This window comes from Halopseudomonas sp. (assembly GCF_041579695.1).
Lineage (GTDB): Bacteria > Pseudomonadota > Gammaproteobacteria > Pseudomonadales > Pseudomonadaceae > Halopseudomonas.
On sequence record NZ_JBFGFI010000056.1, the window covers coordinates 1 to 20,309 of the forward strand.

The following is a 20,309-nucleotide window of genomic DNA, read 5'->3' on the forward strand; positions in this document are numbered from 1 at the left end:
ACGTCGTAATCGGTCGAGATAAGCTCGCGCATGCGCGCTTCGATCGCAGCCATGTCTTCGGGCGTAAAGGGGCGCTCGTAGGCGATGTCGTAGTAGAAGCCTTCCTCGATCACCGGGCCGATAACCATCTTGGCCGAGGGATAGAGCTGCTTGACGGCATGACCGATCAGGTGGGCACAGGAGTGGCGGATGATCTCCAGCCCTTCTTCATCCTTCGGCGTGATTATCTGCAGGGTCGCATCGCTGTCGATGGTGTCGCAGGCGTCGACCTGCTTGCCGTTGACCTTGCCGGCCAGGGTGGCCTTGGCCAGACCCGCGCCAATGGACTGGGCGACCTCAAGTACGGTGACCGGGTGATCGAACGATTTCTGACTGCCGTCGGGGAGAGTAATAGTAGGCATGTGCCGCTCCTTCTCAGTGGTGACCCCTACGCAAGGCCACATGATGGAAAAGTCCTCTCGGAACGCCTGGCGCTGCAGTTCAGGCCAGCTAACGATCGCCGGCGCCCCTGGAGGCTACTGCACAGGCGCCCCGAAGGGCGCTGAAATAAAAAACCCGGCCACAGGGGCCGGGCTTTAATTTTGGTAGGCACGAGCGGATTCGAACCGCTGACCCCCACCATGTCAAGGTGGTGCTCTAACCAACTGAGCTACGTGCCTGCAATGGCCGCGAACTTTACGCAGCACGCCGAACCTTGTCAAGCGGTAAGTTACTGAATATCTGCAAGTTAACTAGAAGCCGCAGTTGTCGGGTGGCTGGGGGAATATGGTTGAAGATCGGAAGGTCAGAATGGATTCCCGCGTGCGCGGGAATGACGGAGGTTTGGAGCGGGCGGCGTGGCGGCCTGATACTCCGCCTGGATTCCCGCCTGCGCGGGAATGACGAGGCGTGGGGTGAGCATCGCGGCGTGCCTGACAGACCGCGTGGATTCGCGCCTGCGCGGAAATGGAAATGATGGGGTCTTGGTCGTCATCCTCGCGAACGCGGGGATCCATTTCGGGTCAGGCTGGACGCATGAGCCCGAGTTTTCCCACCAAGGTCAAAATGGATTCCCGCGTGCGCGGGAATGACGGAGGTGCGGGGCGGGCGGCGTGGGCTTGCCTGGTACACCGCCTGGATTCCCGCCTACGCGGGAATGACGGGGCCTTGGTCGTCATCCTCGCGAACGCGGGGATCCATTTCGGGTCAGGCTGGACGCATGAGCCCGAGTTTCCCCACCAAGGTCAAAATGGATTCCCGCGTGCGCGGGAATGACAGAGGTTTGGGGCGGGCGGCGTGGGTTTGCCTGGTACACCGCCTGGATTCCCGCCTACCCGGGAATGACGGGTGTATGGGCGATCGCGGATTATCAAGACCAGCATCAAACGTTCCTATAACCCGATCATCCTCGCGAACGCCGGGATCCATTGTCGGGCCGCGGAAATGGCACGTCAGACCTGGATCAGCAACGCCCTCAGCTTCTGAATCTCATCCCGCACGCCGGCAGCGGCCTCAAACTCCAGATCCCTGGAATGGTGGTACATCTTCTCCTCGAGCTTGCGGATCTGCTTGCTGATCTCGGAGGGTGAGCGTAGCTGGTTAGCATCATATTCTGCTGCGTCTTCGGCGGCCTTGAGGCGTTTGCGTTTGTTGCTCCGGCTGTTACTGCCCGGCACCACTGCCCCTTCCAAAATGTCCTGCACGCTCTTGGTAATGCCGACCGGGGTGATGTCATGCTCCAGGTTGAAGGCTATCTGCTTCTCCCGGCGGCGTTCGGTTTCGCCGATTGCCCGCTCCATCGACCCGGTCATACGGTCGGCATAGAGGATCGCCTTGCCGTTGAGGTTCCGTGCCGCGCGGCCTATGGTCTGGATCAGTGAACGCTCCGAGCGCAGGAAGCCTTCCTTGTCGGCATCCAGAATCGCTACAAGCGAAACTTCAGGCATATCAAGGCCTTCGCGCAACAAGTTAATACCCACAAGCACATCAAAAGCACCGATACGCAGGTCACGGATAATCTCGACGCGCTCTACCGTATCGATATCCGAGTGCAGATAGCGCACACGGATTCCATGATCCCCCAGGTAATCGGTCAGATCTTCGGCCATGCGCTTGGTCAGCACGGTCACCAGCACCCGCTCCTCTTTGGCTGTACGCAGCGCTATCTCGGACATCAAGTCGTCGACCTGGCTGGTCGCCGGGCGGACTTCGATTTGAGGATCGACCAGGCCGGTGGGACGCACCACCTGCTCCACCGTGCGCCCGGCATGCTCGGCTTCATAGGGCCCGGGGGTGGCCGACACGAAGATGGCCTGGGGCGAGATCAACTCCCACTCGTCAAAACGCATTGGCCGGTTGTCCAGCGCCGAGGGCAGGCGGAAACCGTAATCGACCAGTGTTTCCTTGCGCGAGCGGTCGCCCTTGTACATTGCGCCTACCTGCGGCACGGATACGTGGGATTCGTCGATGATCAGCAGCGCGTTCTTGGGCAGGTAGTCAAACAGCGTCGGCGGCGCTTCACCGTGGTTGCGGCCCGACAGATAGCGAGAGTAGTTCTCGATGCCGTTGCAGTAGCCCAGCTCCATGATCATTTCCATGTCGAAGCGGGTGCGCTGCTCCAGACGCTGGGCTTCGACCAATTTGTTCTGGCTTTTCAGCACTTCCAGGCGCTCGGCCAGTTCGACCTTGATGTGCTCCACTGCGTCCAGAAGCTTCTCGCGCGGGGTCACATAATGTGATTTAGGATAGACAGTTACGCGTGGAACCTTGCGTAGTACCTCACCTGTCAGCGGGTCGAAGAAGCTGATGGTTTCGACCGTATCGTCAAACAGTTCTATACGTATCGCCTCCAGATCCGATTCCGCAGGAAAGATGTCGATCACGTCGCCACGCACACGGTAGTTGGCCCGGGCCAACTCCATGTCATTGCGGGTGTATTGCAGTTCTGCGAGACGCCGCAGCAGGGTACGTTGATCCAGCTGGTCGCCACGATCTACGTGCAGCACCATGCGCAGGTACGAGGCGGGATCACCCAGACCATAGATGGCAGAAACAGTCGCGACGATAATGGCATCCGGTCGCTCCAACAGCGCCTTGGTCGCTGACAGACGCATCTGCTCGATGTGGTCGTTTACCGAGGCGTCCTTCTCGATGAAGGTGTCGGACGATGGCACATAGGCTTCTGGCTGGTAATAGTCGTAGTAGGAAACGAAATACTCAACCGAGTTGTTCGGAAAGAACTCTCGGAACTCGCCATACAGCTGGGCGGCGAGCGTCTTGTTCGGCGCCATGATGATCGCCGGGCGCTGGACCTGCTGGATCACGTTGGCGATGGTAAAGGTCTTCCCTGACCCGGTCACGCCCAGCAATGTCTGGTGTGATAGCCCTGCTTCCAGCCCTTCCACCAATTGCGCAATGGCGGTCGGCTGGTCGCCGGCGGGCTGAAAACGGGTCTGGAGCTTGAACTGGGTCATCTATTCTCGATTCCGACTGCAAAAAACGACACTTATCATAGCATCGCCTCGAGTTGCGTTCAGTGCTCGCCGGTCGGCCAACCGTTTCACCATGCTGCACTGACATGACTTCGTTAGATGCACTCGCCGCGACGCGTGTTGCTGCACTCGCTGCTGCACTCGCACCTTTACGCCGGTCTGTCTATAATGGCCACCGGTAACACCCACTCACCTGCTTCGAGCTTGCCTATACCATGACTTTGTTTTCCCCTGTTGAAATGGCTCCACGCGACCCGATCCTCGGCTTGAACGAAGCCTTCAATGCCGATAACCGGGCTGAAAAGGTCAACCTGGGTGTCGGGGTGTATTACGACGAAAATGGCAAGGTGCCCTTGTTGCGCGCTGTACGTTCGGCTGAAGAAGCCCGCGTAGCCGAGCAAGGCCCCCGTCCCTACCTGCCGATGGAAGGCCTGGCCTCCTACGACAATGCGGTACAGACATTGCTCTTCGGTCCCGAATCCAACCTGCTGGAATCCGGCCGGCTGGTCACCGCGCAATCCATTGGCGGCACCGGCGCACTGAAGCTGGGCGCCGATTTTCTTTATCGCCTGCTGGACAAGCGCCTGGTGGCCATCAGCGATCCGAGCTGGGAGAACCATCGCTCCCTGTTCGAGGCTGCCGGTTTTGAAGTAGTGACTTACCCCTACTACGATCCGGAAACTCATGGTGTGAATCTGGAAGGGATGCTGCAGGGCATTGAAAGCCTGCCCGAAGGCAGCGTGGTATTGCTGCATGCCTGTTGTCACAACCCGACCGGTGCCGACCTGAGCCTGGCCGAATGGACCCGCGTGATCGACGTGATCCAGCGCCGCAATCATGTGCCTTTCATCGACATCGCCTACCAGGGTTTCGGTGACAACCTGCAGGACGACGCTGTTGCGCTGCGCCTGTTCGCTGAATCCGGCCTGCCATTATTCATCTCCAATTCTTTTTCCAAGTCGTTCTCGCTATATGGTGAACGCGTCGGCGCGCTGACGCTGGTCACCCAGAGCCACGATGAAATGCTCAGCACCATGTCGCAGCTCAAGCGGGTTATCCGCACCAACTACTCCAACCCGCCTACCCACGGCGCCAAGGTGGTTTCTGCCGTACTCAACAACCTTGAGCTATATGCGATGTGGGAAGAAGAGCTGGCGGAGATGCGCGATCGCGTGCGCATCATGCGCCATACACTGGTCGAGAAGCTTGTTGCAGCTGGCGTGACCAGGGATATGAGTTTCATCGAGCGCCAGCGCGGCATGTTCTCCTACTCCGGGCTGACCAAGGACCAGGTGGCAAGACTGGCCGAGGAGTTTGCGATCTATGCGGTGGGTAGCGGTCGTATCTGTGTTGCTGCGCTGAACACCGGCAATATCGACCATGTGGCCAATTCGATGGCAGCCGTTCTGAAGGACGACAACTGAGTTTCGAGCTGCAGGCTTTTTCACAAAGTATCTTCAAGGCATTGACTTTGATCGACTTTTTGATAAAGTTCACAGCGTCCGATCCGCGATAGCTCAGTTGGTAGAGCAAATGACTGTTAATCATTGGGTCCCAGGTTCGAGTCCTGGTCGCGGAGCCAAATTCAAAAGCCTGTGCTGATGCACGGGCTTTTTTGTGGGTGGTGATTCGTCGTTCCCGCGCAGGCGGGAATCCATTTTGACTTTCGCTTTCCCGCCTACAGTTTCAGCCCCCGGCTGATAATCTCCTTCATGATCTCCGAGGTGCCGGCAAATATCCGCTGGATACGTGCATTAGCGTACATACGGCAGATAGGGTATTCCCACATATAGCCTGCTCCGCCGTGCAGCTGCACTCCCTCGTCTACCGCCCTGCCCAATAGTTCGGTGGTAAACAGCTTGGCCTCGGCAGCCACCTCGGCGGTGAGTTGCTTCTCGTTATGGTCCATCACGCAGCGGTCGACGAAACACTGGGCCACGTCGATCTGGGTACGCAGTTCAGCAAGCTTGAAGCGGGTGTTCTGGAACTCGGCGATGGGTTTGCCAAAGGCTTTGCGTTCTGTGACGTATTCCAGCGTGGCGCGGAAAGCAGCTTCAGCGCCTGCCACGGCACCGCAGGCGTTGGTCAGGCGTTCCTGGGCGAGCATCTGCATCAGATAGACGAAGCCGGCCTTGCCGTCGCCCAGCAGATTGGCCTTCGGCACCTTGACGTCGTTGAAGAACAGCTCGGCGGTGTCCTGGCTGTGCATGCCCATCTTCTTCAATTTGCGCCCACGTTCGAAGCCGGGCATGCCGCGCTCGACCAGAAACAGGCCCATCGCATGCTTGTTGGCCGGATCGGTCTTGGCGGCGACGATAACCAGGTCACTGAGCAGGCCATTGGAAATATAGGTCTTGGAGCCGTTGAGCACGTAGTGATCGCCCTGCTCTACCGCCGTGGTGCGCATGCCGGCGAGATCGGAACCGGCGCCGGGTTCGGTCATGGCAACGGCCAGGATACATTCGCCGCGAATGATCGCGGGCAGAAACCGCTGCTTCTGCTCATCGTTGCCATATTCGGTGATGTAGGGACCGCACAGCGCCGAGTGCAGCGGTAGCATAAAGCCTGGCTCGTTGATGTAGGCCAGCTCCTCGCTCATGATCTGCTCGTAGCGAAAGTCCTTCAGCCCCGAGCCGCCATATTCTTCATCTGCCCAGGGCAACAAAAAGCCCAGTGCGCCGGCCTTTTCCCATACCTGCCGGTCAACAATACCGGCCTCTTCCCAAGCTTCCTGGTGCGGAACCACCTCTTTCTGCAGGAAGGTACGAAAGGATTCGCGGAACATCCGGTGTTCGGTTTCGAAGTGTATGCGCTGCATGGCGGAACTCCTGATTATTGTCCGGTCAGCCTAGCCCCCGCGCAATTGACGCTCAATGACACCAGCGCTCATCGCAATTGACCATTTTGCCCGCCAGCCATCGGTTGCCACCTGCCCGGCGCTGTGGCTAACTCGACCGCAGCCATCAGGAGAGTTCCGCAGCATATGAGCAACCGGTCAGTCGCCATTCATTTCGTCCGGGCCGCCCTGCGCGGGGCAGAACGGCATGGGCACGACAGCCGGACTTTACTGACTGCGGCAGGGATCAATGCGGACCTTCTCGAGCAGCCTCGCATGCGTGTCGACGCTGACCAGTATGCGCGGCTGATCAAGCTGCTCTGGGACACTCTGGAAGACGAGCTGATGGGCTTCGGGCCGGTTCGCAGCCGCCCTGGCACCTTTGCGATGATGTGCCACGCGCTTATCCATTGCTCGACCCTTGAGCGGGCTCTGCAACGCGGCATGTTGTTCTATGGGCTCTTTGCCGATAACCCGGGAATCAGCATGCGCGGTGAGGGCGACCTGGTCTGGCTGGAGATCGATACCAGCATGATTGATGATCCGGATCACTTTCTCACCGAATCCCTGCTGGTGATCTGGCACCGGCTCGGCAGCTGGCTGATCGGCAAGCGCATCCCGCTTGAGCAGGCTACTTTTGCCTATCCGGCCCCCGCCCATCACCAGGAATATCAGTTGATATTCGGTTGCAGGCTGCGCTTCGGTCAGCGAGCCACTGCGCTGGCGATTCCCCGCAGTTATTTACAGATGCCGTTGATTCAGGATGCCCGCACACTCAAGCGTTTTCTTGAGCAATCACCATCTGACCTGTTGTCGCGGCGCGACTTCGGCAACAGTCTGTCGGGCCGTATCCGCCAGCTTATCGGGCGCAATGTGGGTGCGGAAATGCCCGACATGGAATCGGTGGCCGGACAGCTGAACATGAGTCCGCCGACCCTACGGCGCCATCTGCGCGAGGAAGGTACGTCCTACCAGGAGCTCAAGGACCATTTGCGCCGGGATATCGCCATTTACCACCTGTCGCGTCAGGACATGGCGATACAGGATCTTGCTGCCCTGCTGGGCTTTTCCGAGCCTTCGGCGTTTCACCGTGCGTTCAAGAAATGGACCGGGCTGACACCGGGGGAATACCGGTGACCGCCCGGGATGGAGACTTGAGCCGATACTCAGGCGACGCCAGGGGATCAGTTGCGACTCCCTGAGTCACGGTTGCCTGCGCCAGCAGGGGCAGCGAGAAAGATAGCAGGCAAAGCGAAAGAAAATATTTCATCGTGGATCTCCTTATAGGATTCCGTTTTTTGAACAACGCCAGAGACAGACAGCATGAAAGCTCCACGCGTTACTCTTGAACAATGGCGGACTCTGCAGGCTGTGGTCGACAGCGGCGGCTTTGCTCAGGCCGCTGAGGTGCTGCATCGTTCCCAGTCCTCGGTGAGCTACACCATTGCCCGGATGCAGGAGCAGTTGGGCGTGCCACTGCTGGAAATCGTCGGCCGCAAGGCGACGCTCACAGAGGCGGGCGCGGTATTGCTGCGCCGTTCGCGCAACCTGCTCAAGCAAGCCAGTCAGCTCGAGACACTGGCTTTCAATATGGACCAGGGCTGGGAGCCGGAAGTGCGGCTGGTCGTGGATGCTGCCTATCCGACCCGCCGTCTGGCAAAGGCGCTGAAAGCGTTCATGCCCCTGAGCCAGGGCTGCCGCGTGCAATTGCGCGAAGAAGTTCTTTCTGGGGTGGAGGATTGTTTACTGAATGATTCAGCGGACCTGGCGATCTCCGGCATGAGCATCGCCGGCTATCTGCCGCACCAGATCAACGCGGTCGATTTTGTAGCTGTGGCACATCCGGACCATCCGCTGCACCAGATGAAACGCGAGTTGAACCACGAAGACCTGCAAACCCAGTTGCAAGTTGTGATCCGCGACTCCGGGCATCACCCTGTCGACTCAGGATGGCTGGGCGCCGAGCAACGCTGGACCGTCGCCAGCATCGGGACCGCGGCCACGCTGGTAGCAAACGGTCTGGGGTTCGCCTGGCTGCCCGAGCATGAAATCACCGAACTGCTGGAGCAGGGCAGACTCGCCCCGCTGCCCCTGCAGCAGGGAGCGCGACGGTCACACTATCTCTATTTGTACGCCAACAAGCACAAGCCCCTTGGGCCGGCCACACAGATATTGGCAGACCTGCTGATCCAGCATTCCATGGCCGACTGACTGCGGCGAATCAGTCCTGGTCGCACTCGATCATCACGCGCACGCGGATAATGTCACGCTGGAACGCCTGGGTAAGCACGGTCTTCTCGCCAGGAGCCAGACGTACTCTCAGCGGCGATGGCCTCTCCGGGCCATTGACGAAGGTAGCGACACAGAAAACCTCGCGGCGGTCCTGGTTGGCCAGGGTAACTGTGGCGACGTTACCGATGTTGCCAGTGTTGGTGCTTTTCAGATCCAGACCCTCGGCCTGCAACTGGACATCAATCGGAAAACCCAGCGGTTGCTGAGCCAGCAGGGGCATCGAAAAAAACATCGAAAGAGCCAGCGAACCGACAAGAAGTAACTGTTTCATGGTAAATCTCCCAGAATTCCGGCGAACTGTTCACTAATTGGACTCTGCCTGAAGACAAAGTTCGGCGCAAACATCAGAGAGCAGCGACGCCTTGGGCGATGACAAACCGCTACCAGCAAGGCATGCTCACTACATCTTCCGACAAACCCGGCTTGAAGTCAGGGTTTTCCATCAAGGAAAGGATTCATGGCTTACCTGCAACTAAACGGATGCAACCTGCATTACACCGACCAGGGCGAAGGCGAGCCGGTTCTGCTGCTACACGGACTGGGCTCCAGTGGCCGTGACTGGGAGCACCAGCTGTCGGCGTTGTTGCCGGGTTACCGCGTGCTCTGTCTGGACATGCGTGGCCACGGCAAAAGCGAGAAGCCGGCCAGCGGCTATAGCGTCAAGACCTTCGCTGATGATTGCCTGGCGTTCATCAACTACATGCAGCTAGGCAAACCGCATATCGTCGGCATCTCCATGGGCGGCATGATTGCCTTTCAGCTCGCCACCGATCATCCCGAGGTGCCTGCCAGCCTGACCATCGTCAATAGCGGTCCGGAATTGATTCCGCGCCGGCCGAAGGAGTATCTGCTGGTCGCCCAGCGATTGTTCTTTGCCCACGTTTTGCCCTTGAGTGCGGTAGCAAGGGGTTTGGCCAAGACGCTTTTTCCCAAACCCGAGCAGCAGGAGTTGCGAGAAACCTTTGAGAGCCGCTGGCTGGAAAATGACCGTCGGGCCTACCTGGCCTCGTTACGCGCGCTGGTGGGCTGGGGAGTGACCGAGCATCTGGACCGTATTGACTGCCCGGTACTGGTAGTCAGCGCTGATCAGGACTACACGCCGGTAGAAAAGAAACGTGAATATGTGGGCCATCTGGGCGATGCCCAGTTGGTGGTAATCGAGGATTCACGCCATGGCACGCCCATTGACCAGGCCGAGAAATTCAACGCTGTGCTACTGGACTTTCTGGCGCAGTCGGGTTCTGCTTCACCTGCCGGAAACGCCGGCTGATCGACCGCTTTTTTTCCACGGAGAGATTGACCATGTTCAAACGTCTTATCGCCACCGGCGCCCTGCTACTGGCAGCCACTTCCGCACTGGCAGACAACCCACAGGTTCTGCTCAAAACCAGCCATGGCGATATCAAGCTGGAGCTTAATGCCGAAGCCGCGCCCATCAGCGTTGAGAACTTCCTGCGCTACGCCGATGCCGGGCACTATGACGGCCTGATATTCCATCGGGTGATTCCGGGCTTCATGATTCAGGGCGGCGGCTTTACCCCGGACATGGATCAGCGTCCGGTGGGCAAGCCGATCAAGAACGAGGCAGACAACGGCCTGCGCAATGATCGCTATACGGTGGCGATGGCTCGCACCCAGGTAGTCGACAGCGCTACCAGCCAGTTCTTCATCAACCTGGGCAAAAACGAGTTTCTCAACCATGGTGGCCGCGACTTCGGCTATGCGGTATTTGGAGAAGTAGTCGACGGCCAGCACGTGGTCGAGACCATCGCCAAGGTACCCACCGGCACCACCCGCGGCCATCAGAACGTGCCCAGCAGCCCGGTTGTGATCCGGAGCGTCGAGCGAGTAGAAGCCTCGGCCGAGTAAGGTTGCGAGTGCGCAGGGACATTCTCTGCGCATCTGGCTCCCTCCCGGAAAACGGTGTCTCCTACCCGAAAACGTCTAGCTCCGCCTCGATGAAAAGGTTGAACTCACTCGGCCTGGCGATACGGGAGGTACTCCCGCGCTTCTACCTGGTAGGCTTTTACCCCTTCCCGCTCCCGCAACAGAAAATCCGCGACCGCATCATGCAGCGGCTCCTGCAATTTGTGCCATGACTGTGTCAGTACCGGTTCGAAACCGCGGATCAGCTTGTGCTCGCCCTGCGCGCCGGCGTCGAATCGCTGCAGACCCTCGGCTATGCAGCGGTCCATGCCCTGGTAAAAACACGTCTCGAAGTGCAGGCGGTCATATTCCTCCAGACAGCCCCAGTAGCGACCGTAGAGCGAAGTCTGATCGGCGAGAAAGAACGCACCGGCTACATCGCGCCCATCATGGCGGGCGAAGACCAGCCGAATGGCCTCCGGCATCGACTCGCACAGCCGCTGGAAAAAAGCTGGCGTGAGATACGGGTGCTGACCGCGCTTGAGATAGGTGGCAGCATAGAACGGATAGAACCGGTCCCAGACTTCCGCTGTCAGTTCATCTCCGGAAAGCCATTGAAAGCTGATGCCCTGCCCCGCCACTGCCTGGCGCTCCTTGCGAAAATTCTTGCGCTTGCGCGAGTTGAGAACCGCAAGAAAGTCGTCGAAATCCTGATAACCACGATTGAACCAGTGGAACTGACATCCGAGCCGTCTGACCCAGCCCGCGTCCTCCAGGGCTGCATCTTCTTCTCCGTTGTTGAACAGCAGATGCATGCCGGATACCTGTGCGCGATCCAGTTCCTGATTGAGATAGCCAATTATCAGCGCGCGGCTTTCCACGCAGCGCGACAATAGCCGCGGGCCCTGCACCGGAGAGAACGGCACCGCGGCAAGGTATTTGGGATAATAGCTCCGACCGCTGCGCTCCCAGGCCTCGGCCCACTGGAAATCGAAAACGTACTCGCCGTAGGAGTGCATCTTGCGGTAGAGCGGTAAAGCGGCCTGCAGCTGCGCGTCGTCATCAAGGACCACGAGATGGGCAGGCTCCCAGCCGTGCTGGACGCTGACTGAGCCGCTGTTTTCCAGCGCCGCCAGGAAGCCGTGTCGCAGGAATGGATAGGCGCTGCCGAGCAGGCTATCCCATTGCGCGGGGGAGATCTGGTTGATATGGGTAAGCTGACGTATTTTCATCGCTACAGCATGCCATAGCGCAACGCGTATTCGCAGAGCGTAACGTGCTCCATGCGTAACAAAAAGCCCGGCAGGTCGCCGGGCTTGGAGGTCGGAGCCGGCTTATTTGGCCGCCCACTCCAGGAAGGCCTCGCGGCTTTCCGGGCTGAGCAGCAACCAGAGCTGTTGCAGCGTGGTCAGGGTAGCGTCATTGTGCGGCAGGGTCTGAGTGGCTGCGACCTGAGACGGGGCCGGCGGCGTGGTGGCCAGCATTGCCGGCGCGGGGCCTGCAGTAGCCTGCTGGGCTTCAAGAGGCTGAACTTCATTGTCGTAGCTAACACTGGAGCCGCCGCCCATCAACTGACCGATCAGTGACACGTAGGCCGGGCCTGGCTCGGCAGGATAACGCGTGCCCGTGCGGGTATTCTGGGACCAGCCGGCAAAGTTATCCTTCATCGCCCTGGCCTCCCGGAGATTGGTCGGAGCTTCAAAACCCAGCCGCCATACTTCACCCGCCTCGCCATCGATCGTGAAAGTCGCACTGCGTGTACGGACCACTTCACTACTGAGTCCACCGTCCAGGTCGTAGACGTTTTCGTAGTAGGCATTGATCCGGTAGGTGCCTGGCTGGAGCTCCAGCTTGCGGTCCTGATTGCCCGTCATCCGATTGGCTTCCGGCACCGGCTGACCGTTGATATTGAGCACTTCGAGGGTGTACGGCATTTCCACGATGACCAGCTGACCCGTCGGCTGCTCTGCGCCGGAATACAGTTTGACCGGCTCACGCTGCGCACAGGCGGCGAGCATGCAGGCAACAGCGACAACGAACAGATTGCGCATGGCAACTCCTTGATATATCGATAGATCCAGAGGGTGGAAGGTTGTCTTCCGACGAGTAACTGAGGGTGATAATAAGACGATAAGATGTCACTGATATGACAAAAGGGTTATGCCGCAGGCATAACCCTTTTTGCTAGTGCTTGGTGCTGACGATCAGAAATCGTAGCGCAGACCAACAGTCAGACCGGTAGCATCTTCACCAGCGGCACCTGCCGGATCAGCGGTACGAGCCTGTCTCCAGGGAGTCAGGACAGCCAGCTCGTCGTTATCGACCATGGCGTAGTTGGCATAGACACGGACGGCCTTGTCCAGCTTGTGCTCTACACCCACAACCCACATGGTGCTATCAAAATCGCTGGCATCCGCTTCACGGGTCAACCACATACCCTTGATCGCCGTAGCAGAAGCTACCTTTAGCTCGGCACCCAGACCAAAGGTGTCAGCAGTCAGCCGGTCACGCGCAGCCTGGGTCACGTTCTCGTTTTCATAGTCAACGGTCTGGTAGAAGCCTACGGCTTTGAGCGCATCAGTGACCTTGTAAGCACCGGCAAAACGCACACCGTCGCGCTCGCCGCGGCCGGTATCTTCTTCAGCAGTCTCATATGCCAGGGCAGCTTCTATCGGGCCGCCAACATAGTTCAGCGACATGCTCAGAGTGTCTGTGTCGACGTTATCGCCAGCGACGGTGGTTTCGTGCAAAGAATAGCCCAGCTTGGCGAAGAAGCCACTCATGTCCGGAGTGGTGTACTCGATGGTGTTGTCATAACGCTCGTCAAAGCGGGCATCACCAACGCGAGTCAGGTTGCGCATGTCACCGACCTGGTCACCGAACAGGTTGGCCGGACCACGGGCTGCCTTGAAGGGGCTGTCAAAACGGCCGGCGCGGACACTACCGAAGTTGCCGCCCAGACCCACAAAAGTGTCGCGAGTGGCTAGAGTCTCATCGTTGTCAGTACCGAAATTGATCTGCTGCTCGATCTGGAAGAACGCGTTCAGGTTCGGGCTGATGTCGTGGTTGCCCTTGAAGCCCAGGCGGGAGGAGTTGCTCGACAGGTTGACTTCGGAATAGTCGGCGCCGTCGTCGAGGTGGTCGATCGAGACGTGGGCGCGACCGTAGACGGTAACGTCTGCCATCGCAGCAACCGGCATGGCCGCAGCGGCCCCAATAACAATCGCAAGCAGCTTCTTCTTCATCAGTAACTCTCCTAGGTATTTTAAACGCCAGCTCAGTTGACGTGCCGTCGTTGTTTCGACTGGGGCGATTATGGAAATCCCAAATGACAAAACGGTTACCGGAGGATGAAGTTTTGAATGAGCGGGAACTTTTATCCGCATCAGGGGTATTGCCGTGCAAAAACCCGGGCAAAAAAAACCCGCTATGGATAGCGGGTTTCAAGGAGCAGTACTCGATAAGACAAGCCGCGTAGCGAACGCCCGACCTGTGTCACACCTTAATAATGCACTGCGCAAATGACACCTGCATGCCACGCAAGTGACATAGCGGTGACATAACGCAAATAATCAGTGCTTGCGCACGATCACACTGCCGATCGAATAACCTGCACCAAAGGAGCAGATCACGCCGAAACTGCCGCTGGGCAGGTCGTCCTGGTGTTTGTGGAACGCGATAATAGAGCCGGCGGAGCTGGTATTGGCGTACTCGTCCAGTACCACCGGTGCCTCATGCGCTTCCGGGTCGCGGCCAAGCAGTTTGCGGGCGATCAGCATGTTCATGTTCAGGTTGGCCTGATGCAGCCAGAACCGCTTGATGTCGCCCACCGGCAGCGAGAATTCCTTAAGATGCTCGCCAATCAGCTCGGCCACCATCGGACAGACATCCTTGAACACCTTGCGGCCCTGCTGGACGAATAGCTTGTCCGGCGCACCCACGCCGCTGTCGTCGGCGCGATTGAGAAAGCCGAAGTTGTTGCGGATGTTGTTCGAGTATTTGGTCAGCAGTTTGGTACCGATGATGTCGAACTGGTGCTCGGATACCGCGTCTTCCGCGCGCTCGATCACCACTGCAGTGCAGGCATCGCCAAAGATGAAGTGGCTGTCGCGGTCACAGAAATTCATATGGCCGGTGCAGACTTCCGGATTGACCATCAGCACTGCGCGCGCCTGGCCTAGCTGGACCGAGTTGGCCGCCGCCTGGATGCCGAAGGTGGCCGAGGAGCAGGCAACGTTCATGTCAAAACCGAAACCTTCGATGCCAAGGGCTTCCTGCACTTCCACGGCTACAGCAGGATAGGCACGTTGCAGGTTTGAACAGGCGACGATTACCCCGTCAATGTCTGCGGCGGTGCGCCCGGCTTTCTCCAGGGCCTCGGTGCCGGCCTTGATGGCCATCTCACAGAGTACCGACCACTCCTCGTTACTGCGCTCGGGAATATCGGGCTTCATCCGGTTGATGTCGACAATGCCGCTCTTGTTCATCACGTAGCGGCTCTTGATACCAGACGCTTTCTCGATGAACTCGGTGCTCGAGGGAGTCAGCGCTGCCATCTGGCCGGCGGCGATTGCCTCGGCATTGTCTTGGTTGAACTTCTCGACATAGGCATTGAAGCTTTCAACCAGCTCTTCGTTGCTGATGCTGTTGGCGGGGGTGTACAGGCCTGTCCCACTGATCACGACTCTTTGCACGGTCGGTCCTCTCTGATGTTTTGGGTAATGCATTACCGATATAGCGGTAAAACCCTGGCCTGATGCTCAGGCCGTGCACTAAAAATGGCTCAAGGGCGAAGCATAATGCAAACAGACGCGCAGATCACTCCATTGGTCACCATTGACCCATCCCTGTGCGCCGATCAGGCAGGAATGTCCTGCCACAGCTTGGATAACCGTTTGGCCGATACCGGCATGCGTGTACCGAGCTGCTGGGCAAACAGCGAGACACGATACTCCTCCAGCATCCAGCGCCAGGTAAACAGCGCGTCGTCGTGGCGCCCTTCCTGTCGGTGCTTCAGCTCGCGCGCCTGATAACGCGCCATGAGTTCCTGCAGCTCTTCGGTCCAGACCCGGTCGCGCTGGACCTGGCCCTGCAACTTGTCCAGACGTTGCTCGATGGCCTGCAGGTAACGCGGATACTGCGCCAGCCATTCGGCCGGCACAGCACGGACGAATCCCTTGAAGAACAGCCCGGCCAGCTGCGCGCGTATGTCGTTGAGCGCCAGCGCCTGGGCCAGGTCAATCTTGCCCTTGAGACGTTTCTGCACCGCATGCCAGCCCTTGAGCGCCGCCAGCGTTTCAGCTGCCTGCTTCTCGGCTGCGGCAACCCATATGCCGCGGCCCTGCTCCAGGCGCTCAGCCAGTGCTTGCGGATCACGGGGCAAGGGCTGATCGTCCGGAAGAAACACCCGGTCGATAGCGGCCAACAGGACGTCTTCTGTCAATTGCTGCTGGTTACCCAGCTCACGATAATAGATAGCTGCGTCTTTCAGGGCAGCGCATTTCTGCCGGAGGAAGCGCGCCTGCTCGTTCAGCTCGCGCAGCAGCAGGCGTTGCACTCCGCGTCGATGGGCCTGCTGCGCCTGATTAAGCGTATCGAACAATTGCTCCTGGACCTCGTCACCCTCCTCGACCCAGGCCGGCCAGAAGGTAACTTCAATACCCGCCTGGTTGCGAACCAGCGACACCGGCAGCGTGTAGGTGCCAGCCGGTCTGGCCTGCTGTTGCGGCTGACTGGCGACTCTCGGCGCAGGCTGGTCCTGCACCTGCCCGGCCAGCTGACTGCACAGCGCGCTGTAATCACGGCCCTCGGCGATCACCTTGCCGTCGGCATCGACCACCTCGATATTGGTCAGCAGGTGCGGTTCCAGCTCGATGTCCGTCCAGGCTTGGTCGTCTATGCGAGTGCCGGTCATGCGGGTCAGCTCGCGGCCCAGCGCCTGACCCAGATTGCCCTGGGCAAAAGGCATGTGTTCCAGAGCTGCGCGTACAAAGTCCGGTACCGGCACGAAATTGCGCCGCAGTGCCTTGGGCAGGCCGCGCACCATCGCCACGCATTTGTCGTACAGCAGGCCCGGCACCAGCCAGTCCAGCCTTTCAGCGGGTATCTGCCGCAGCAGCGGCGCCGGCACGCGCATGGTGACACCGTCCCGGGCATGGCCTGGTTCGAAGTGATAGGTCAGAGGCAGCGCTACCTGCTGCCAGCGCCAGGCATCGGGATACTGCTCGGCAGTGACCTCGCCCGCCTCACGCTGGAGCAGCTCTTCGCGGGTCATATGCAGCAGTTGAGGCTGGTCGTGTTGCTGGGTTTTCAGCCAGCGCTCGAAACTGGCGAGCTGGTAGATCTGCGCCGGTATATGCCGGTCAAAGTAGGCATACAGCGTTTGCTCGTCGACCAGAATGTCCCGGCGCCGGGCCTTGGCTTCCAGCTCGTCGAGTTCGGCGAGTAGTTGCTGGTTGGCCTTGTTGAAAGCGGCGCGGCCATGCCACTCCCCCAGCACTAATGCCTGACGGATGAAGATCTCGCGTGCGGCTACCGGATCGATCGGGCCGAAATGCACCTTGCGGCGCGGCACGATGATCAAACCATAGAGCGTGACCTGCTCATAGGCGACAACCTGTCCGCGCTTTTTCTCCCAGTGCGGTTCGCTGTAGCTGGTCTTGAGCAGGTGGCCGGCCAGCGGCTCGACCCACAGCGGATCGATTTTCGCCGCAAGGCGACCATACAGACGCCGGGTTTCGGTCAGCTCGGCAACCATGACCCACGGCGGTCGTTTCTTCGCCAGCGCGGATGAGGGATGCAGCATGAACCGGCGCTGCCGGGCACCGAGGTAGTCGCCCTCCTCGGTCTTGTTGCCCAATTGACTGAGCAACCCGGACAACAGCGCCTTGTGTACCGCTTCATCGGAGGCCGGCTGGCTGTTGCGCTCGAACTTCAGGTCGCGGCATGTCAGCACCAGCTGGCGATGGGTTTCGCGCCATTCGCGCAGACGCAGGAAATTGAGGAAATTGCGCCGGCACCAGCTGCGCAGCTGGCCCTGGGTCAGGGCCTGGCGCTGTTCTTCAAATCCACGCCAGAGATTCAGAAAGGCGGCAAAATCCGAGCTTTCCTCACGCCACTGCACATGCGCCTGATCAGCGGCCTGCTGACGCTCCAGCGGCCGCTCACGGGGATCCTGCACGGTAAGCCCGCTGGCAATGACCAGCACTTCCTCCAGACTGCCAGTGCGGTTAGCTTCCAGCAGCATGCGGCCAATGCGCGGGTCCACTGGCAGCCGTGCCAGTTGCCTGCCGTTGTCGGTAATTGCGCCTTCACGGTCAACTGCTCCGAGCTCCTGCAGCAGGGTGAAGCCATCGCTGATTGCCCGGCCGTCCGGCGGCTCGATGAACGGAAAATCCTCTATGCGGCCAAGCCGCAGGTGCAGCATCTGCAGGATTACCGCCGCCAGGTTGGTGCGCAGTATTTCCGGATCGGTAAATTCCGGGCGGGTGTTGAAGTCCTCCTCCGCATACAGGCGGACGCAGATACCCGGCGCGACCCGACCACAACGCCCCTTGCGCTGATTGGCGCTGGCCTGGGACACCGCTTCCACTGGCAGGCGCTGTACCTTGGAGCGAGGACTGTAGCGGCTGATGCGCGCCTCACCCGGATCGATCACATAGACAATGCCGGGTACGGTCAGTGAGGTTTCCGCTACGTTGGTAGCCAGCACCACGCGCCTGCCGGCGTGGGAGGCGAATATCTTCTGCTGTTCGGCAACAGACAGCCGGGCGTACAAGGGCAGAATCTCGGTATGGCGCAGATTGGCCTTGCGCAGGTACTCTGCGGTATCACGAATCTCCCGCTCCCCGGGCAGAAACACCAACGCGTCGCCTGGCGGCTGGCCGTTGGCCCGCTCATGGCGCTCCAGCTCTTCCAGGGCGGCAACTATGCCCTGATCGATACTCAGGTCCTCCTCGACCTGATTGCCCTCCTCGTCCATTTCTGCGCTAAGCGGCCGGTACCAGACGTCCACCGGATAGGTACGACCGGAGACCTCGATTACCGGGGCGTTGTCGAAATGCGCGGAGAAACGCTGCAGATCGATGGTCGCGGAGGTGATGATCACCTTCAGATCGGGGCGCTTGGGCAGGATGGTTTTCAGATAGCCGAGCAGGAAATCGATATTCAGACTGCGCTCATGCGCCTCGTCGATGATCAGCGTGTCATAACGCTGCAGGAAGCGATCATTCTGGGTTTCCGCCAGCAAGATGCCGTCGGTCATCAGTTTGACCAGCGTGGTATCCGAACTCTGGTCGGTGAAACGCACCTGAAAGCCCACCAGCTCGCCCAGCGGCGTGCCGATCTCGTCCGCGACCCTGCTGGCAACGCTGCGCGCGGCCAGACGACGCGGCTGAGTATGACCGATGAGTCCGCGGGTGCCACGGCCCAGCTCCAGGCAGATCTTGGGAATCTGCGTGGTCTTGCCTGAACCGGTCTCGCCGGCAACGATCACCACCTGGTGTTGCGCAATCGCCTCGCGTATCTGCTCGCGGCGCTCGGCGATCGGTAGCTGATCGTCGAAGCGCATCGGCGGGATGCTCTCGCTGCGCGCCTGTACGCGCGCGCAGGAGCGTTGGAACTGCTCCAGCCAGCGAGCCTGACGCTGCGGGTCGGGTTGCTTGTCCAGTTGCTGCAGTTGCTTTTGCAGCCGGTGGCGGTCGGCGGCCATGGCCTGCTCGAGGTTGGCTGCCAGCGCGGAGAGTTCGGTCATTGTCTGTGTCTGTACCTGCCTGATAAAAAAAGCCCCGCCAGGGCATGACTCTGGCGGGGCCCTGTTGCCGCGGCTATGGCCGCGACACTGGTGCATTCTACTGGTTTGCAGCCTTCTTGAGTTCCTCATCGCGCAGCTCGCGGCGCAGAATCTTGCCCACGTTGGTGGTCGGCAGCGCCTCCCGGAACTCGACGTACTTGGGTACCTTGTACGCAGTCAGGCTGTCACGCATTTGCGCTTTCACCTGGTCCTCGGTCAGCTCGGCGCCAGGTGCCTTGACCAGGAAGACCTTGATCGCCTCACCGGATTTCTCATCCGGCACCCCGATCGCGGCGCACTGCGCCACGCCGGGGATCGCAGCCATCACATCTTCCAGCTCGTTGGGATAGACGTTGAAGCCGGACACCAGGATCATGTCCTTCTTGCGATCGACGATGCGCAGGTAACCGTCTTCCTGAATGATGGCGATGTCACCGGTTTTCAACCAGCCCTCGGCATCGAGCATCTCATCTGTCGCCTCCTGGCGCTGCCAGTAGCCCTTCATTACCTGGGGGCCCTTGACGCACAGTTCGCCGCGCTCACCCAGCGCCACTTCCTGGCCATCATCATCGATGATCTTGCACAGGGTGGACGGAACCGGAATGCCAATGGTGCCGAGCTGGATGTTGTCGATCGGATTCACTGTTGCCAGCGGGCTGGTTTCGGTCATGCCATAGCCTTCGCATACATCACAGCCGGTGATCTTCTTCCAGCGCTCGGCCGTGGCTTGCTGCAGCGCCATGCCGCCGGAGAGAGTGACCTTGAAATGACTGAAGTCGAGGTTGCGAAATTCGGCGTCATTGCACAACGCGACAAACAGGGTATTCAGCCCGACAAAGGCGGAGAACGGCACCTTCGAGAGTTCCTTGACGAAGGCTGGGATATCGCGCGGATTGGTAATCAGAATATTGTGGTTACCACTGATCATCATCGCCATGCAGTGAAAGGTAAAGGCATAGATATGATAGAGCGGCAACGGACAGATGATCGTCTCTTCACCGTCCTTCATTGTGGAGCCCATCATGGCCTTGGCCTGCAGCATGTTGGCGACAAG

General features: G+C 59.5%; 15 protein-coding genes and 2 tRNA genes. 6 read left to right on the forward strand and 11 right to left on the reverse strand.

The features are described from left to right. The 3 genes from ABYA88_RS11155 to uvrB form a co-directional block, all read right to left on the reverse strand. Nucleotides 1-401 (reverse strand): TGS domain-containing protein (locus ABYA88_RS11155; RefSeq protein WP_373187345.1); only part of this gene is annotated, 401 nt, incomplete at its 3' end. Nucleotides 402-582: 181 nt separating this feature from the next. Beyond that, nucleotides 583-659, reverse strand: a tRNA-Val gene (locus ABYA88_RS11160). 771 nt (nt 660-1,430) lie between these two features. Beyond that, the gene (gene uvrB, locus ABYA88_RS11165; protein ID WP_373187346.1) at nt 1,431-3,452 is read right to left on the reverse strand and encodes an excinuclease ABC subunit UvrB; all 2,022 of its coding nucleotides are present in this window, start codon (nt 3,450-3,452) and stop codon (nt 1,431-1,433) included. Between the two features lie 233 nt (nt 3,453-3,685). Between uvrB and ABYA88_RS11170 the strand changes: the two genes are divergently transcribed. Beyond that, entirely contained in the window at nt 3,686-4,894 is a 1,209-nt protein-coding gene (locus ABYA88_RS11170) for an amino acid aminotransferase (RefSeq protein ID WP_373187347.1), read from the forward strand. Nucleotides 4,895-4,976: 82 nt separating this feature from the next. After that, a tRNA-Asn gene (locus ABYA88_RS11175) sits at nt 4,977-5,052 on the forward strand. A 96-nt stretch (nt 5,053-5,148) separates the two neighbouring features. On the opposite strand, the gene ABYA88_RS11180 is transcribed toward ABYA88_RS11175, so the two are convergent. Then, a complete protein-coding gene (locus ABYA88_RS11180) occupies nt 5,149-6,288 on the reverse strand; it encodes an acyl-CoA dehydrogenase family protein (RefSeq protein WP_373187349.1) in 1,140 nt (379 codons plus the stop codon). Between the two features lie 165 nt (nt 6,289-6,453). On the opposite strand from ABYA88_RS11180, the gene ABYA88_RS11185 reads away from it, so the two are divergent. Together ABYA88_RS11185 and ABYA88_RS11190 are read left to right on the forward strand one after the other, a co-directional pair. Continuing rightward, nucleotides 6,454-7,443 carry an AraC family transcriptional regulator gene (locus ABYA88_RS11185; RefSeq protein ID WP_373187350.1) on the forward strand — a complete coding sequence of 330 codons (990 nt, stop codon included), beginning with the start codon at nt 6,454-6,456 and terminating at the stop codon, nt 7,441-7,443. Between the two features lie 186 nt (nt 7,444-7,629). Then, entirely contained in the window at nt 7,630-8,517 is an 888-nt protein-coding gene (locus tag ABYA88_RS11190; RefSeq protein ID WP_373187352.1) for a LysR family transcriptional regulator, read from the forward strand. A 10-nt stretch (nt 8,518-8,527) separates the two neighbouring features. On the opposite strand, the gene ABYA88_RS11195 is transcribed toward ABYA88_RS11190, so the two are convergent. Beyond that, nucleotides 8,528-8,869, reverse strand: coding sequence for a hypothetical protein (locus ABYA88_RS11195; protein WP_373187353.1), 342 nt, complete (start codon nt 8,867-8,869; stop codon nt 8,528-8,530). Between the two features lie 186 nt (nt 8,870-9,055). Between ABYA88_RS11195 and ABYA88_RS11200 the strand changes: the two genes are divergently transcribed. Next, nucleotides 9,056-9,868, forward strand: a complete 813-nt coding sequence (locus ABYA88_RS11200; protein WP_373187354.1) for an alpha/beta fold hydrolase — start codon at nt 9,056-9,058, stop codon at nt 9,866-9,868. Nucleotides 9,869-9,900: 32 nt separating this feature from the next. Further along, on the forward strand, nt 9,901-10,467 hold the full coding sequence (locus ABYA88_RS11205) for a peptidylprolyl isomerase (protein WP_373187355.1): 567 nt from the start codon (nt 9,901-9,903) through the stop codon (nt 10,465-10,467). A gap of 104 nt (nt 10,468-10,571) precedes the next feature. On the opposite strand, the gene ABYA88_RS11210 is transcribed toward ABYA88_RS11205, so the two are convergent. The 6 genes from ABYA88_RS11210 to ABYA88_RS11235 all read right to left on the reverse strand — a co-directional run. Continuing rightward, a complete protein-coding gene (locus tag ABYA88_RS11210) occupies nt 10,572-11,696 on the reverse strand; it encodes a GNAT family N-acetyltransferase (protein WP_373187356.1) in 1,125 nt (374 codons plus the stop codon). 102 nt (nt 11,697-11,798) lie between these two features. Then, nucleotides 11,799-12,515: a DUF2057 family protein gene (locus ABYA88_RS11215; RefSeq protein ID WP_373187357.1), complete on the reverse strand. Its 717-nt coding sequence runs from the start codon at nt 12,513-12,515 to the stop codon at nt 11,799-11,801. Between the two features lie 153 nt (nt 12,516-12,668). Continuing rightward, nucleotides 12,669-13,709, reverse strand: a complete 1,041-nt coding sequence (locus tag ABYA88_RS11220) for a porin (RefSeq protein ID WP_373187359.1) — start codon at nt 13,707-13,709, stop codon at nt 12,669-12,671. Nucleotides 13,710-14,036: 327 nt separating this feature from the next. After that, the gene (locus tag ABYA88_RS11225) at nt 14,037-15,158 is read right to left on the reverse strand and encodes a beta-ketoacyl-ACP synthase III (protein ID WP_373187361.1); all 1,122 of its coding nucleotides are present in this window, start codon (nt 15,156-15,158) and stop codon (nt 14,037-14,039) included. 164 nt (nt 15,159-15,322) lie between these two features. After that, on the reverse strand, nt 15,323-19,216 hold the full coding sequence (gene hrpA, locus ABYA88_RS11230; protein WP_373187362.1) for an ATP-dependent RNA helicase HrpA: 3,894 nt from the start codon (nt 19,214-19,216) through the stop codon (nt 15,323-15,325). A gap of 97 nt (nt 19,217-19,313) precedes the next feature. Next, on the reverse strand, nt 19,314-20,309 hold a 996-nt coding region (locus ABYA88_RS11235), incomplete at its 5' end, for an AMP-binding protein (RefSeq protein ID WP_373187364.1).

Coding starts and splice junctions, on each gene's coding strand:
- uvrB (WP_373187346.1), bottom strand. CDS start 3,452: ATGACCCAGTTCAAGCTCCAGACCCGTTTTCAGCCCGCCGGCGACCAG.
- ABYA88_RS11170 (WP_373187347.1), top strand. CDS start 3,686: ATGACTTTGTTTTCCCCTGTTGAAATGGCTCCACGCGACCCGATCCTC.
- ABYA88_RS11180 (WP_373187349.1), bottom strand. CDS start 6,288: ATGCAGCGCATACACTTCGAAACCGAACACCGGATGTTCCGCGAATCC.
- ABYA88_RS11185 (WP_373187350.1), top strand. CDS start 6,454: ATGAGCAACCGGTCAGTCGCCATTCATTTCGTCCGGGCCGCCCTGCGC.
- ABYA88_RS11190 (WP_373187352.1), top strand. CDS start 7,630: ATGAAAGCTCCACGCGTTACTCTTGAACAATGGCGGACTCTGCAGGCT.
- ABYA88_RS11195 (WP_373187353.1), bottom strand. CDS start 8,869: ATGAAACAGTTACTTCTTGTCGGTTCGCTGGCTCTTTCGATGTTTTTT.
- ABYA88_RS11200 (WP_373187354.1), top strand. CDS start 9,056: ATGGCTTACCTGCAACTAAACGGATGCAACCTGCATTACACCGACCAG.
- ABYA88_RS11205 (WP_373187355.1), top strand. CDS start 9,901: ATGTTCAAACGTCTTATCGCCACCGGCGCCCTGCTACTGGCAGCCACT.
- ABYA88_RS11210 (WP_373187356.1), bottom strand. CDS start 11,696: ATGAAAATACGTCAGCTTACCCATATCAACCAGATCTCCCCCGCGCAA.
- ABYA88_RS11215 (WP_373187357.1), bottom strand. CDS start 12,515: ATGCGCAATCTGTTCGTTGTCGCTGTTGCCTGCATGCTCGCCGCCTGT.
- ABYA88_RS11220 (WP_373187359.1), bottom strand. CDS start 13,709: ATGAAGAAGAAGCTGCTTGCGATTGTTATTGGGGCCGCTGCGGCCATG.
- hrpA (WP_373187362.1), bottom strand. CDS start 19,216: ATGACCGAACTCTCCGCGCTGGCAGCCAACCTCGAGCAGGCCATGGCC.